General features: G+C 32.2%; 14 protein-coding genes. 10 read left to right on the forward strand and 4 right to left on the reverse strand.

Features of this window, described 5'->3' with window-relative positions; genetic code table 11:
• The first annotated feature begins 1 nt into the window (after position 1).
• From H9I45_RS11065 to H9I45_RS11080, 4 genes are all read left to right on the forward strand, one after another.
• Entirely contained in the window at positions 2-622 is a 621-nt protein-coding gene (locus H9I45_RS11065; RefSeq protein WP_088352586.1) for a gluconate 2-dehydrogenase subunit 3 family protein, read from the forward strand.
• A gap of 215 nt (positions 623-837) precedes the next feature.
• Positions 838-1,512 carry a succinate dehydrogenase cytochrome b subunit gene (locus tag H9I45_RS11070; protein WP_088352587.1) on the forward strand — a complete coding sequence of 225 codons (675 nt, stop codon included), beginning with the start codon at positions 838-840 and terminating at the stop codon, positions 1,510-1,512.
• 12 nt (positions 1,513-1,524) lie between these two features.
• Positions 1,525-3,537, forward strand: a complete 2,013-nt coding sequence (locus H9I45_RS11075) for a fumarate reductase/succinate dehydrogenase flavoprotein subunit (protein ID WP_088352588.1) — start codon at positions 1,525-1,527, stop codon at positions 3,535-3,537.
• Between the two features lie 8 nt (positions 3,538-3,545).
• On the forward strand, positions 3,546-4,286 hold the full coding sequence (locus tag H9I45_RS11080; RefSeq protein WP_088352589.1) for a succinate dehydrogenase/fumarate reductase iron-sulfur subunit: 741 nt from the start codon (positions 3,546-3,548) through the stop codon (positions 4,284-4,286).
• Positions 4,287-4,345: 59 nt separating this feature from the next.
• Here H9I45_RS11080 and H9I45_RS11085 read toward each other — a convergent pair whose 3' ends face one another.
• On the reverse strand, positions 4,346-4,981 hold the full coding sequence (locus H9I45_RS11085; RefSeq protein ID WP_088352590.1) for a ribonuclease H1 domain-containing protein: 636 nt from the start codon (positions 4,979-4,981) through the stop codon (positions 4,346-4,348).
• Positions 4,974-5,546, reverse strand: coding sequence for a phosphoribosylglycinamide formyltransferase (purN, locus tag H9I45_RS11090; RefSeq protein ID WP_088352591.1), 573 nt, complete (start codon positions 5,544-5,546; stop codon positions 4,974-4,976). Before purN ends, H9I45_RS11085 begins: the two co-directional genes overlap by 8 nt.
• Before the next feature lie 169 nt (positions 5,547-5,715).
• On the opposite strand from purN, the gene H9I45_RS11095 reads away from it, so the two are divergent.
• The 5 genes from H9I45_RS11095 (at position 5,716) to pyk (ending at position 9,951) form a co-directional block, all read left to right on the forward strand.
• Positions 5,716-5,952, forward strand: coding sequence for an acyl carrier protein (locus H9I45_RS11095; protein WP_004569249.1), 237 nt, complete (start codon positions 5,716-5,718; stop codon positions 5,950-5,952).
• Positions 5,953-5,965: 13 nt separating this feature from the next.
• Positions 5,966-7,219: a beta-ketoacyl-ACP synthase II gene (gene fabF / locus H9I45_RS11100; RefSeq protein ID WP_088352592.1), complete on the forward strand. Its 1,254-nt coding sequence runs from the start codon at positions 5,966-5,968 to the stop codon at positions 7,217-7,219.
• Positions 7,220-7,222: 3 nt separating this feature from the next.
• Positions 7,223-7,960, forward strand: a complete 738-nt coding sequence (gene rnc, locus H9I45_RS11105; protein ID WP_088352593.1) for a ribonuclease III — start codon at positions 7,223-7,225, stop codon at positions 7,958-7,960.
• A gap of 90 nt (positions 7,961-8,050) precedes the next feature.
• Positions 8,051-8,521 carry an IPExxxVDY family protein gene (locus H9I45_RS11110; protein ID WP_088352595.1) on the forward strand — a complete coding sequence of 157 codons (471 nt, stop codon included), beginning with the start codon at positions 8,051-8,053 and terminating at the stop codon, positions 8,519-8,521.
• Positions 8,522-8,523: 2 nt separating this feature from the next.
• Entirely contained in the window at positions 8,524-9,951 is a 1,428-nt protein-coding gene (gene pyk, locus H9I45_RS11115; RefSeq protein WP_088352596.1) for a pyruvate kinase, read from the forward strand.
• Positions 9,952-10,208: 257 nt separating this feature from the next.
• Here the strand turns inward: pyk and H9I45_RS11120 are convergent, their stop codons facing one another.
• Complete coding sequence (locus H9I45_RS11120) at positions 10,209-12,284, reverse strand: M13 family metallopeptidase (RefSeq protein WP_088352597.1); 2,076 nt, start codon at positions 12,282-12,284, stop codon at positions 10,209-10,211.
• A 63-nt stretch (positions 12,285-12,347) separates the two neighbouring features.
• Positions 12,348-14,504 (reverse strand): prolyl oligopeptidase family serine peptidase, encoded by a 2,157-nt coding sequence (locus H9I45_RS11125; protein ID WP_088352598.1) that lies wholly within the window; start codon positions 14,502-14,504, stop codon positions 12,348-12,350.
• 228 nt (positions 14,505-14,732) lie between these two features.
• On the opposite strand from H9I45_RS11125, the gene trxA reads away from it, so the two are divergent.
• Positions 14,733-15,092, forward strand: a complete 360-nt coding sequence (trxA, locus tag H9I45_RS11130) for a thioredoxin (RefSeq protein ID WP_088352599.1) — start codon at positions 14,733-14,735, stop codon at positions 15,090-15,092.
• The last annotated feature ends 103 nt before the right edge of the window (positions 15,093-15,195 follow it).

Raw genomic sequence — 15,195 nt, forward strand, 5'->3', positions numbered from 1 at the left:
TATGAAAAGAAGAGAATCACTAAAAATACTAACATTTGGTTTAGGTAGTATTATTGCTACACCTATGCTTATGCAATTACTTAGTTCTTGTAAGACAGAAAATGACACGAAATTGGTCTATCCGTTTTTAACGGAAGAAGGTTTTTTTGTAGTATCTAATTTAGCAGACCTTATTTTACCAGCATCTAAAACCATTGGAGCTTTAGATGTTAAAGTGCCACAATTTATAGATTTAGTTTTAAAAAAGGTTGCTACCAAAGAAGAACAAGAAAAATTTAATAAAGGTGCTGTTCTTTTTAAAAAATCGTTTAAAGAAACTTTTGCAAAAGAAATTTATGAAGGGACAAAAAGTGATTTTTTAAAAATGTTAAACAAATATTTTAAAATCCCTTCAGAAAAACAAACACAAATTTTTAAACTACTAGAAAGCAAACAAGTTTCTACAGAAAATAAAGATACTTATTTTATGTATAGTTATTTAATGTTTATTAGACAGTATACGCTTTTTGGTTATTACACATCAGAAGAAGTGGGAAAAGAAATTTTAACTTACAATACAACACCAGGATTTTATAATGGTTGTGTTCCAGTAGAAGAAGCTGGTAACATTCAATCTGCCTAAGAAAATTGTTGTAGCAAAATTGTTTACAAAATTATATTACTTTTTTAAATTGATTTTTAATTAAATAGAATTACTCCTTTATTTTTTAAAATAATATTAGAATACGTTTTCTTTATTTAAAACAATTCTAAATACAAACGAAAACGTTGTAATTTCTTTGCTTTGGTATTTGTTTCGCCGTATTTTTGTTGTTAAAATTTAATTAAACTTACACAATGAGCGGATTTTTCAAATCTTCAATTGGAAGAAAAGTAGCAATGGCGCTTTCAGCGTTCTTTCTGATGTTCTTCTTACTTCAGCATTTAGCAATTAATATTTTATCGGTTTTTAGCCCAGATACTTTTAATGAAGTTTCGCATTTTATGGGAACAAATCCTCTGGTACAATTTGCATTACAACCTGTTTTAATTTTTGCGGTCGTTTTTCACTTTATAATGGGTTTCATTTTAGAATTGAAAAATTCTAGAGCAAGAAATGTTTCTTATGCAAAAAATAACGGTGCTGCTAATTCATCTTGGATGAGCAGAAACATGATTTGGACCGGAATTACAATTTTGGCTTTTATCATTTTACATTTTATCGATTTTTGGTTTCCAGAAATCAACACAAAATTTATACAAGGCGATTGGTCTGGAACCATTGCTGGCGTAGATGGTTTTCGTTATTATGAAGAATTGGTTCATAAATTCGTTAGCCCACTTAGAGTTGGAGCGTATGTTGTTGCATTTGTCTTTTTAGGTATGCATTTAGCACATGGTTTTACTTCGGCATTTCAATCTGTAGGAGCAGCTTCATTAAGAAAAAAATTAGATAATTTAGGTAAAGCATATGCAATTATAGTTCCAGCAGGATTTATTTTTATTGCTTTATATCATCACTTTAACCATTAATCTTATATAATTATGGCTTTAGATTCAAAAGTACCAAAGGGTCCAATTAAAGATAAATGGACAGATTATAAAAATCATATAGATTTGGTAAATCCTGCCAACAAACGTCATATAGATGTTATTGTTGTAGGTACAGGTTTAGCAGGTGGTTCTGCTTCTGCAACTTTAGCAGAATTAGGCTACAATGTAAAAGCATTTGCTTATCAAGATTCTCCAAGAAGAGCGCATTCTATTGCGGCACAAGGAGGAATTAATGCAGCAAAAAACTATCAAGGAGATGGAGATTCTACATACAGACTGTTTTACGACACTGTAAAAGGTGGAGATTATCGTTCTCGTGAAGCAAACGTTTATCGTTTGGCAGAGGTTTCTGCAAATATTATCGACCAATGTGTGGCGCAAGGAGTTCCTTTCGCACGTGATTATGGTGGCTTGTTAGATAACCGTTCTTTTGGTGGAGTTTTAGTTTCTAGAACTTTTTATGCAAAAGGGCAAACTGGTCAGCAACTATTATTAGGTGCATATTCTGCAATGAACAGACAAATTGCTCGTGGAAAGATTGAAATGTTCAATCGTCATGAAATGTTAGATGTTGTAGTTGTAGATGGAAAAGCAAGAGGAATTATTGCAAGAAACTTAATCACAGGAGAAATCGAAAGACATTCTGCACACGCAGTTGTAATCGCTTCTGGAGGTTATGGAAATGTATATTTCTTATCTACAAACGCAATGGGTTCAAATGTAACTGCTGGATGGAAAATCCACAAAAAAGGAGCGCATTTTGCAAACCCTTGTTACACGCAAATTCACCCAACTTGTATTCCACGTTCTGGGGATTATCAATCTAAATTAACGTTAATGTCTGAGTCTTTAAGAAATGACGGACGAATTTGGGTTCCAAAGAAAATGGAAGATGTAATGGCAATTAGAGAAGGTCGTAAAAAACCTACTGATTTGTCTGAAGAAGAAAGAGATTATTATTTAGAAAGAAGATATCCTGCATTTGGTAACTTAGTTCCACGTGATGTTGCATCTAGAGCAGCAAAAGAACGTTGTGATGCTGGTTTTGGAGTAAATACAACAGGAGAAGCTGTGTATTTAGATTTTAAATCTGCAATTACAAGATATGGAATTGAGCAAGCGAAGATTCATAATATTAAGAATCCTTCTGATGCAAAAATATACGAATTAGGGCAAGCAATTGTTGAAGCGAAATATGGAAACTTATTCCAGATGTACGAGAAAATTGTAGATCAAGATCCATATAAAACACCAATGATGATTTATCCTGCAGTACACTACACAATGGGTGGTGTTTGGGTAGATTATAATTTAATGACAACTATTCCTGGATGTTATTGTATTGGAGAAGCAAATTTCTCTGATCATGGAGCAAACAGATTAGGAGCCTCTGCATTAATGCAAGGTTTAGCAGATGGTTATTTTGTGTTGCCATATACCATTGGAGATTATTTATCTGGAGATATTAGAACTGGAAAAATTTCTACAGATACTCCAGAATTTGAAGCTGCTGAAAAAGAAGTTTCAGAAAGAATTAATTTCTTCGTGAATAATAAAGGAACAAAATCAGTAGATTATTTTCACAAGAAATTAGGAAAAGTAATGTGGGATAAAGCAGGAATGTCTCGAAATGCAACTGGTCTAAAAGAAGCAATGGCAGAAATTAAAGCAATTCGTGAAGAGTTTTGGAAAGAAGTTTCTGTTCCTGGAACTGCTAATGAAATGAATCCTGAATTAGAAAAAGCAGGACGTGTAGCAGATTTCTTGGAGTTAGGAGAATTGTTCGCAAAAGATGCTTTAATGAGAGAAGAATCTTGTGGAGGTCACTTTAGAGAAGAATCTGCAGAATTAGATGGTCCTCAAAAAGGAGAAGCAAAACGTAATGATGAAGATTTTGCATTTGTTGCTGCTTGGGAATATAAAGGAGAACCTGCAGATGCAGTTTTACATAAAGAAGAATTAGAGTTTAACGATATTGAATTAAAACAACGTTCATATAAATAAAAGACAAAATGAATTTAACTTTAAAAATTTGGAGACAAAAGGACGCAAGTTCAAAAGGTCAGATGGTTGATTATAAAGTGACTGAAATTTCAGAACATATGTCTTTTTTAGAAATGATGGATGTTTTAAATGAACAGTTAGTAAATTCTGGTGAAGAGCCAGTTGCCTTCGATCACGATTGTAGAGAAGGAATTTGCGGAATGTGTTCTATGTACATTAATGGAGAAGCACATGGGCCAGACAGAGGTGTGACCACTTGTCAATTGCACATGAGAATGTTTAAAGATGGCGATACAATTACAATCGAACCATTTAGAGCAGCTGCTTTTCCTGTATTAAAAGATTTAGTAGTAGATAGAAGTTCTTTTGATAGAATACAACATGCAGGTGGTTATATTTCTGTAAATACCTCTGGAAACACGCAAGACGCAAATTCAATTCCTATTTCTAAACATGCTGCAGACGAAGCAATGGATGCTGCAACTTGTATTGGATGTGGAGCTTGTGTTGCAACGTGTAAAAACAGTTCTGCAATGTTATTTGTGGGTGCAAAAGTATCTCAATATGCTTTATTACCACAAGGACAAGTAGAAGCTGCAGACAGAGTTAGAAACATGGTTGCACAGATGGATTTAGAAGGTTTTGGAAACTGTACAAATACAGGTGCATGTGAAGTAGAATGCCCAAAAGGAATTTCTTTAGAAAACATCGCAAGAATGAACAGAGAGTTAATGAAAGCTTCAGTTTAAGAAAAAAAATTAAAATATATTCGAAAAGCCTGATAATTTTATCAGGCTTTTTTTATTACTTACTTTCTCCCAAAATCCGCAGGAATTTCTCCCCAAGCTTTTGTTTCCCATTTTAAAATTGGATTTTTAACCGTGTTTTCTTTCAGCCATTTTTCTGCTCTTTTTATTAATTCTAATAAGTCTTTATTAGAAGCATCGAAAGTAATATTTGTTTTACAACGTTTCTGTTTTACCCAATTCATAGCAATTTTAGAATCGGAATAAATTGGCAAGTCTTCTTTGTTTTTACTCTTTAAAAGTGCAATTCCATGTACCAAAGCTAAAAACTCTCCTATATTATTTGTTCCTTTTTTATAAGGACCTTTTCTAAAAATTTCTTGTTTATTATGAGTAAGTACACCTCTATATTCCATCTTTCCAGGATTTCCAGAACAAGCAGCGTCCACAGAGATACTTTCTAAATTTGGTGCGCCATATTTAGCTTTTTCGGAAGTAGATAAAATTGATTTTGTAGTATTTTTACCTTTATAATCTTCATATTTTTTAGAAAAAGCAATTTCAGCCTCATCTAAACTGGCGAAAGATTTGTATTGCGCACCTTCAAAACCGTCAATTTGTTTTTTGCATACGTTCCAAGACGTGTAAATTCCTTTTTTACGTCCATTCCAAACAACATAAAACTTTTTTTTACTCATTTGTAGTTAAAATTACCTCTTCAATTACCTTTGGAAAATAGGTTTGCTCCAAAACATGAATTTTTCCTGCGATTGTTTCAGGAGTATCTGCATCATTTAACGCCGTTTTTGCTTGAAAAATAATGGCACCTTCGTCGTAATTTGCATTTACATAGTGAATTGTAATGCCAGTTTCCCATTCTTTATTCTCTTTTACAGCTTTATGAACATGCATTCCATACATTCCTTTTCCACCATATTTTGGCAATAACGCAGGATGAATGTTAATAATTTTTTTAGGAAAAGCATCAATAATAGTAGCTGGAATTTTCCATAAAAAACCGGCAAGAATTACCAAGTCTGCCTCTTCTTTTAAGATATTTAATACAAAATCCGACTTAGTAAACTGTTCTCTATTAAAATATAAACAGCTAATATTTAGGTTTTTACACCTCTCAAAAACTTTGGCATGTTCATTGTTACACAACACTTTAGTAACCTTAGCGGTTTTAGTGTGATTAAAAAACCTGATAATGTTTTCTGCGTTCGAACCAGAACCAGATGCAAAAATAACAATACGCTTCATAACTATATTTCTAAGCTACAAAAAAAGGAATAATTATTAACAAACCGATTATTTTTGTGAAGATTAAAAAATTTTCTTTACATTTAGTAATCATTTTTCGGACAAAAATTAGATATAATTAATAAGATTTGTATTTTTGCCCCGATTTAAAATTTAAAATTAAAAAATTATGTCAGACATTGCATCAAGAGTAAAAGCGATTATCGTAGACAAATTAGGCGTTGACGATAACGAAGTAACAACAGAAGCTAGCTTCACAAACGATTTAGGAGCAGATTCTTTGGATACTGTTGAGTTAATTATGGAATTCGAAAAGGAATTCGATATTCAAATTCCAGACGACCAAGCTGAAAACATCGGTACAGTAGGTCAAGCAGTAAGCTATATTGAAGAAGCAAAAAAGTAATATTTTATAGTATATGCAATTAAAACGAGTAGTAGTAACTGGACTTGGAGCATTAACGCCCATAGGAAATAATATTGAAGAATATTGGAACGCTTTAGTTAACGGAGTTAGCGGAGCTGCGCCTATAACGCATTTTGATGCTTCCAAGTCCAAGACTCGTTTTGCTTGTGAAGTTAAAAACTTTGAAGCTACAGATTTCATCAATCGAAAGGATGCTCGTAAAATGGATAAATTTACGCAATATGCAATGGTTGCTTCAGATGAAGCAATTGCAGATGCGAATTTAGATTTAGATACCATTAATAAATTGCGAGTTGGTGTAATTTGGGGAGCAGGAATAGGTGGTTTAGAAACTTTACAGAATGAAGTTTTAGACTATGCTGCTGGAGATGGTACTCCAAAATTTAATCCTTTCTTTATTCCAAAAATGATTGCAGACATTGCACCAGGTCATATTTCCATTAAACATGGTTTTATGGGACCTAATTATACAACAGTTTCAGCATGTGCTTCATCCGCAAACGCGATGATAGATGCTTTAAACTATATAAGATTAGGTTATTGCGATGTTATTGTAACTGGAGGTTCTGAAGCGGCTGTTGCTATTGCAGGAGTTGGTGGATTTAGTTCTATGCAAGCTTTATCAACAAGAAACGATAGTCCAGAAACTGCATCAAGACCATTTGACGCAAACAGAGAGGGCTTTGTTTTAGGAGAAGGAGCAGGAGCAATTGTATTAGAAGAATACGAATACGCCAAAGCAAGAGGCGCAAAAATTTATGCAGAAGTAATTGGAGGAGGAATGTCTTCTGATGCTTACCACATTACTGCACCACATCCAGAAGGAATTGGGGTAATAGCTGTAATGAAAAACTGTTTAGAAAATTCTGGTATAAAACCAGAAGATGTAGATCATATTAATACTCATGGGACTTCAACTCCACTTGGAGATGTTGCAGAATTGAAAGCAATTTCGGCTGTATTTGGAGATCATGCAAAGAATATCAATATTAATTCTACAAAATCTATGACAGGTCATTTATTGGGTGCTGCAGGAGCTGTAGAATCAATTGCTGCAATATTAGCAATGAAACATGGTATTGTGCCACCAACAATAAATCATACAACAGTAGACGAAAACATTAATCCAGAGTTAAACTTAACACTTAATAAAGCTCAAAAGAGAGATATTAAAGTGGCCATGAGTAACACTTTTGGTTTTGGAGGTCATAATGCATGTGTTGCTTTCAAGAAATTAGATGAATAATCTATGAATTTATTTCGTAAAATAGTCCAATCTCACAAAGAAGAAGACTCAGAATTATTTCACGAACTAAAAAAACTACTAAATTTTTCTCCAAAGAAAATAGAAAGATATAAAAAAGCTTTCACACATAGGTCCGTACAAAAATTAGATAGTTATGGAAATCCTATTAATTACGAACGTTTAGAATTTCTTGGAGATTCTATTTTAGGATCTGTAATCGCTTCTTATTTATACAAAAAAGTTCCAGAAGGTACAGAAGGCTATTTAACGCAAATGCGTTCTAAAATAGTTAGTAGAGAACATTTAAATGAACTTGGAAAAGACCTAAACTTAATAAAATTTGTAGATAGTAATATCGATCAAGCAAATGTTGGCGACAATATTCATGGCAATATTTTTGAAGCGCTAATTGGAGCTATTTATTTAGATAAAGGTTATAACTTTTGTCAAAAATTTATATACGAAAATGTAATAGTACCTTATGTAGATATCGAAAAACTAGAAGGTAAAATTACAAGTTATAAAGGTGTAATTATAGAATGGTGCCAAAAGCAGAAAAAAAAATATATTTTCGATACGTATGAAGATTCTGGAAACGAGCTTGTAAAACACTTTAGTGTAAAAATAAGTATCGATGGAGAACAGATTGCAAAAGGAAGAGCTACTTCTAAGAAAAAAGCAGAAGAACAAGCTTCCAAAAGGGTGTATTTTGCTTTTCAAGATCAAATTTCATTAGACTAAAGCGATATCGTTTTCGTTAAAATAAGCCCGAAAACTCATAAACAATTAGTAATTTAGCACAATATTAAGCGCAAAGTAAATTTACAATTTATGCAAATTCATGCTTTAGGTTTAGATGATTTCTGTGAAGAAGAATATTCTTTAATTGGTATTCATACAGCATTAGAAGATTACAAGCTGGCATATTTGTTAAATAAAAATTTAAGTACGCGTTTATCTAAATCGCCAAAAGATTTAGAATTCGAAAGCGATAAAAAAAAAGGATCGTTTTCTATCTATAATTTCTCAAGCAAAAAATATGACTTTGAGTGGTTTTTAATTGCAAATAGCTTTAAAAGAGAAAATCAAACCGAACCAAACGAATTATTATTAACTACAGAAACGAAAACATATTTAATTCCAGAAAAGAAAAAGGTCGACTTTTTTATTAAAATTTCTGGTGAAGTTGGGTATGATTACGTTTCAGAAACTGTAAATAAGATTAAAGGTATTGAACAGATAATAACATCCTATTCAATAGATAAGAACACACTAAAGTCAAAAGACTTTTTAATATTTTAAGAATGAAACAATACAAGAAAACAAAAATAGTAGCAACCCTAGGCCCTGCTACTGATACAAAAGAAATGCTTAAAGACTTAGCTGTTGCAGGTGTAAATGTCTTTAGAATTAATTTCTCACATGCAGATTACGAGAATGTAAAGCAAAACGTAAAGAGAATTCGAGAAATTAACGAAGAAAACGGATTTAACGTTGCTATTTTAGCAGATTTACAAGGTCCTAAATTACGTGTTGGAGTAATGGAAGAAGATGTTATTTTAAATGACGGAGATCTTTTTACGTTTACTACAGAAAAATGCATTGGAACTAATAAAAAAGCATACATGACTTACCAACGTTTTCCAAAAGACGTAAAAGTTGGAGAACAAATTTTGGTAGATGATGGTAAATTATTATTTGAAGTTGTATCGACAGACAAAGACACAGAAGTTGTTGTAAAAACAATTGTTGGGGGAGCTTTAAAATCTAAAAAAGGAGTAAACTTACCTAATACAGCCATTTCTTTACCAGCTTTAACTAAAAAAGATATGGAAGATGCCGTTTTTGCATTGAGCTTAAATGTAGATTGGATGGCGCTATCTTTCGTAAGAACACCAGAAGATTTAAGAATGTTGCGTGATTTAATCGACGAACATTCCGATTATAGAGTTCCTGTAATTGCAAAAATCGAAAAGCCAGAAGCTGTAGAAAATATAGATTCTTTAATACCTTATTGTGATGGATTAATGGTTGCACGTGGAGATTTAGGAGTAGAAATTCCAATGCAAGAAGTTCCATTGATTCAGAAAATGTTAGTTGAAAGAGCTAAAAAAGCAAGAATTCCTGTAATTATTGCAACCCAAATGATGGAAACAATGATCGATAACTCTGTGCCAACAAGAGCAGAGGTTAACGATGTTGCGAACTCAATTATGGATGGTGCAGATGCAGTAATGCTTTCTGGAGAAACTTCTGTAGGGAAACATCCTTTACGAGTGATCCAAAAAATGAGAGAAATTATAGTAAGTGTAGAAAATTCGGAATTAATTAAAGTTCCACATGCAGCTCCACATATTAGAACGAACAGATTTATTACAAAAGCCGTTTGTCATCATGCAGCATTAATGGCAAATGATATTGAAGCTACAGCAATTTCTACATTAACAAATAGTGGTTATACAGCATTTCAAATTTCTGCTTGGAGACCACAATCTAAAATATTAGCATTTTCATCTGAGAGAAGAATTTTAGGAAAACTAAATTTACTTTGGGGAGTAAAAGCTTTTTATTATGATAAAAATTTAAGCACAGATGATACTGTTGTAGATATTAATAAAATATCGAAAGAAAAAGGATATGTTCAAGAAGGCGATTTAATGATTAACCTTACATCTATGCCAGTAGAAGCAAAAGGTATGGTTAATACATTAAGAGTTTCTGAAATTGACTAAATTATGCTATTAATGTTACGTCTTGTAATGGCGTTAAAGTATAAATAATTTAAAGGTAGTGATTTTATATCGCTACCTTTTTTTGGTTTATTTAAATTCTCTTTTGTTTGTATACAAAAATAGAATTATTAAAGCCTTACAATTTTTCTAGAACAACCAAACTTTACAAATAAAAAAAACCGATACTTTCGCATCGGTTTTAAATATTTATTAGTACAAATCTCATAAAGAAAATTATACCATAAGAAATTATGTAGCTACCAGATTCTTACTCTTTCTTCTGGTTTTAAGTACATTTTATCTCCTTCTTTTACATCGAAAGCATCATAAAAAGCATCTACGTTTTTAAGAGGCATATAAGCTCTGTACATTCCTGGAGCATGTGTATTTGTCATAATCAAGTTTTTAAGAGCTTCATCACGCATTTTGGTTCTCCAAATAGTTCCCCAAGACATAAAGAAACGTTGTTCTGGAGTATAACCATCTATTTTCCCTGGTCTTCCATTCTTGTTTAAAAAGATTTGTAAACCTTCGTAAGCAGCTTGAACTCCACCTAAATCTCCAATATTTTCTCCCAAAGTATATTCACCATTTAAGTGCATAGAATCGATTGCAATAATATCTGAATATTGTTTTACTAATTTCTTTCCTATTACCCCAAATTTTTCTGAATCTTCATCTGTCCACCAGTTTTTTAGATTTCCATCTCCATCGAAACGAGCACCAGAATCGTCGAAACTATGAGAAATTTCATGACCAATAACAGCTCCTATTCCACCATAATTTACAGCTTCATCTGCTTTATAATCGTAAAAAGGAGGTTGTAAAATTGCTGCAGGAAAAACAATTTCATTATTTACAGGATTAAAGTATGCATTTACTGTTTGTGGAGACATACCCCATTCTGTTCTGTCTACTTCTTTTCCTAATTTCGCCATATTTTTATTATAGTTCCATTTGGTAACATTAATTGCATTTTCGAAATAAGAACCACCTTCATCTAATCCTTTCACTTGCAATTTAGAATAATCTTTCCAAACATCTGGATAGGCAATTTTAACGGTTAATTTGTGTAGTTTTTCTAATGCTTTTTCTTTAGTAACTTCACTCATCCAAGGTAATTGTGCAATTCTAGCTTCGAAACCTAACATTACATTGTCAATCATTTCTTCTGCTTTCTTTTTTGCTTCTGGTGGAAACATTTTTTCTACATATAACTTTCCTAAAGCTTCTCCAATTGCGCCATTTAAGTTTCCTAAAGCACGCTCGTCTCTTGCACGTTGTTTTTTAGCACCACGCATTTCTTTTGCATAAAATTCCCAATTTGCAGTTTCTAAATCTGTAGATAAAGAACTTAAAGAACTATTAATGGTATTCCAACGTAATAATAATTTAATATCTTCGACAGAACGATTTTGAAAAATATCGTTCATTGCTTTAAAATATTTTGGATCTGTAACAATTACTCTGTCTAAATCTGCTACTCCAATTCCTGTTAAATGTGCTTTCCAATCGATTGCTGGAGCTAATTTTTGTAATTCTTCAACAGACATTGGGTTGTACATTCTACGAGTATCTCTACTTTCTTCTTTGGTCATCATTGGTTCTGCCAAACTTTTTTCAAAAGCAACGATTGTAGCAGCATTCTTTTTAGCTGTTGCTACCTCATCACCAAATTCTTGTAACATTTTAGCTACAAATTCCTGATATTTTGCCAATTTATCTGCCACTTTTGCATCTACATAATAATCTCTAGATAAACCAAGACCACCACCACTTAAATAACCAGCATATTCGCTACTGTTTTTTAAATCGTTAAAAACGCCAAAACCATAAAAACCTCCACCACCATAAGGAGCCATATTTGTAATGTAGTTTTCTACGTCTTTCTTTGTTTTAATTTCATCTACTTTTGCTAAGAAAGGCATAACTGGTGCTTTACCTTGTTTATTTCTTGCAACAGTATCCATTATTGTTTGGTAATAATTTACTGCTTTTTCTTGATCGGAATCAATTTCATTTCCCTGAGCATCTTTTACTTTTGGGAAATCTTTTTCTTCAATTGCTTGATTTAAAATTTCTAAAACGTCTGCATCTGTTTTTTTACGAAGTTGGTTAAAACCTCCCCAAGAAGTTTGGTCATCTGGAATTTCTGTTTTATCCAGCCATGCTCCATTTACGTGTCTAAAGAAATCGTCTGTTGGTTTTACAGAAGTATCCATGTTTTCTAAAACGATTCCAGCAGATCTTTCTTCTTTTTTATCATCTTTACACGCCACAAAAGCTAAAGAAGCAATTGCTGTCGTAAAAAGGACTTTTTTAATTGTTTTCATATATATGTATTTGATTGTTTGAATATTAGTAACAAAAGTAAGAATTTGTTACAGTAATTAGTGTTAAGATTTTATTTTACTCTTTGGTGGATTTGGCAATTGCTCGAAACCCATATTAAATAAGGTAAAACCAAAAATATCTGCATATTGTTCTATGGTTTTTGCAACAGGAGTTCCTGCTCCATGACCAGCATTTGTTTCTATTCTAATTAAAACAGGGTTTTCACCAGCTTGTTTTTCTTGTAATTCTGCTGCAAATTTAAAACTGTGTGCTGGTACAACTCTGTCATCATGATCACCAGTTGTTACTAATGTTGATGGGTATTTTGTACCTTCTTTTACATTGTGTACTGGAGAGTATGCTTTTAAATAATCGAACATTTCTTTACTGTCGTTTGCAGTTCCATAATCGTAAGCCCAACCTGCGCCAGCTGTAAATGTGTGATAACGCAACATGTCTAAAACACCAACTGCTGGCAAAGCAACTTTCATTAAATCTGGTCTTTGCGTCATTGTTGCTCCAACTAGTAAACCTCCATTGGAACCTCCTCTAATTGCTAAATAATCTGAAGAAGTATATTTTTCTGAAATTAAATATTCTGCAGCTGCAATAAAATCGTCAAAAACGTTTTGTTTTTTTAGCTGTGTTCCTGCATCGTGCCATTTTTTTCCATATTCTCCTCCTCCACGTAAATTAGGAACTGCATAAACGCCTCCTTGTTCCATCCAAACTGCGTTTGCAATGCTAAAACTTGGAGTTAAACTTACGTTGAAACCTCCATAACCATATAAAATCGTTGGGTTTTTTCCATTTAATTCTACCCCTTTTTTATGAGTAATAATCATTGGAACTTTTGTTCCATCTTTTGATTTGTAAAAAACTTGCTTACTTGTATAATTATCCGCATTAAAAGCAATCGATGGTTTCCAATAAGATTTATACGTTCCGCTTTTTGGATTGAATTTGTAAGAAGAACCAGGAGTGCTGTAATTTGTAAATGAAAAGTATAATTCTTTAGCGTCCGTTTTTCCACCAAGACCACCAGCAGAACCAACACCTGGTAATTTAACTTCTCTTATTAATTTTCCGTTGAAATCGTATTGTAAAATTTTAGAAACTGCATCTACCATATAATTTGCGAAGAAATAACCAGCACCAGAACTTAAACTCAATACATTTTCTGTTTCTGGAATAAAATCTTTCCAATTTTCTGGAGTTGGGTTTTTAGCATCTACAGTAACCACTCTTTTGTTTGGAGCATCTAAATTGGTAACTAAATACAATTTACTGTGGCTATTTTCTGCAACATAGGTATCACTTTTAACATTGTCTATAATGGTTATTAATTTGCTATTTGGTTTCATTAAATCCTTCAAAAATAATTTATTTCCAGAAGTTGAAACTGATGCAGAAATCACTAAATAATTATTATCCTCAGTTACATAACCACCCACATATCTATGTTTTTCTGAAGGTATTTCTCCAAAAATAACAGGATCATTTTTTTGTGAAGTCCCTAATTTGTGATAATATAATTTATGCTGATCGGTTTTCGCAGACAATTCACTTCCTTCTGGTTTATCATAAGAAGAGTAATAAAAACCTTCATTTTTGAACCAAGAAATTCCAGAGAATTTTACATCTACCAAGGTATCTTCTTTAATTTCTTTGGATGCTGCATCCATAATGATAATTTTTCTCCAATCAGAACCTCCTTCAGAAATTGCATATGCAGCAGTTTTTCCATCTTTAGAAAAACTTAAAGAACCTAAAGAAGTAGTTGCGTCTTCAGAAAAAGTATTTGGATCTAAAAAAACCTCGGGTTCTGAATCTCCTTTTTTACGATACACAACATATTGGTTCTGCAACCCATCATTCTTATAAAAATAGGTGTAATCTCCTTCTATAAAGGGTGTACCTACTTTTTCGTAGTTCCATAATTCCGATAATCTTTCTTTTAATTCTTCACGATATGGAATTTTACTTAAATAATCGAAAGTCACTTCGTTTTCTGCTTTTACCCAAGCTTCGGTTTCTTTACTTCTATCATCTTCTAACCACCTGTAATTATCTACAACTTCGGTTCCGAAAATAGTATCTATTACTGGGTTTTTTGTTGTTTTTGGATACGTCAATTTAATATCTGTAGTTTTAGTTTCAGTCTTGCAAGAAACAACAATTGCACTTGCAAAAAGAATAGGAATTAGTATTTTTTTCATTTTGATTATTATTTGATCTTGAAATCAAAATTACAGTAAAGTTTTTTAGTTAAACAACTTATTTATAATAATTTAACAGATATTTAATTGTTTTAAAAATTGCTGAAAAGCTTTGTTGTAAGGAAAAAAGCTTTAAAACGACTACTTTTGCAGAATAATAGAAATGAATTCTTCAATATTTATTGAAGAGATAATGAATTTTGACGAGGTCGAAAAAATTAAATGATTATGACAGAAAATTTAACAAAAGAAACCTTCTTAAAAAAGGTTTTTAATTTTGAAGAAAACAAAGAGTGGAAATTTGAAGGAAAAAGACCAGCATTAATCGATTTTTATGCAGATTGGTGTGGACCATGTAAAGCATTATCCCCAGTTTTAGAGCAACTTTCAGACGAATATGAAGGCAAAATAGATATTTATAAAATCGATACAGAAGCAGAACAAGAATTATCTGCGGCTTTCGGAATTAGAAGCATTCCTTCTATGTTATTTTGCCCTGCAGAAGGCGAACCACAAATGGCAAATGGTGCTTTACCAAAGGCAGATTTAGAAAGAATTATCGCTGAAGTTTTGAAAGTGACTAAATAATTATTTTGTCATTGCGAGATTCGAAACAATCTTACTTTTTAATCGGAAGTAAATAATTTAAAAATCCTGAGAATTTATTTTCTTAGGATTTTTTTGTGAAAAT

The sequence above is a fragment of the Polaribacter haliotis genome, from assembly GCF_014784055.1.
Taxonomy (GTDB): domain Bacteria; phylum Bacteroidota; class Bacteroidia; order Flavobacteriales; family Flavobacteriaceae; genus Polaribacter; species Polaribacter haliotis.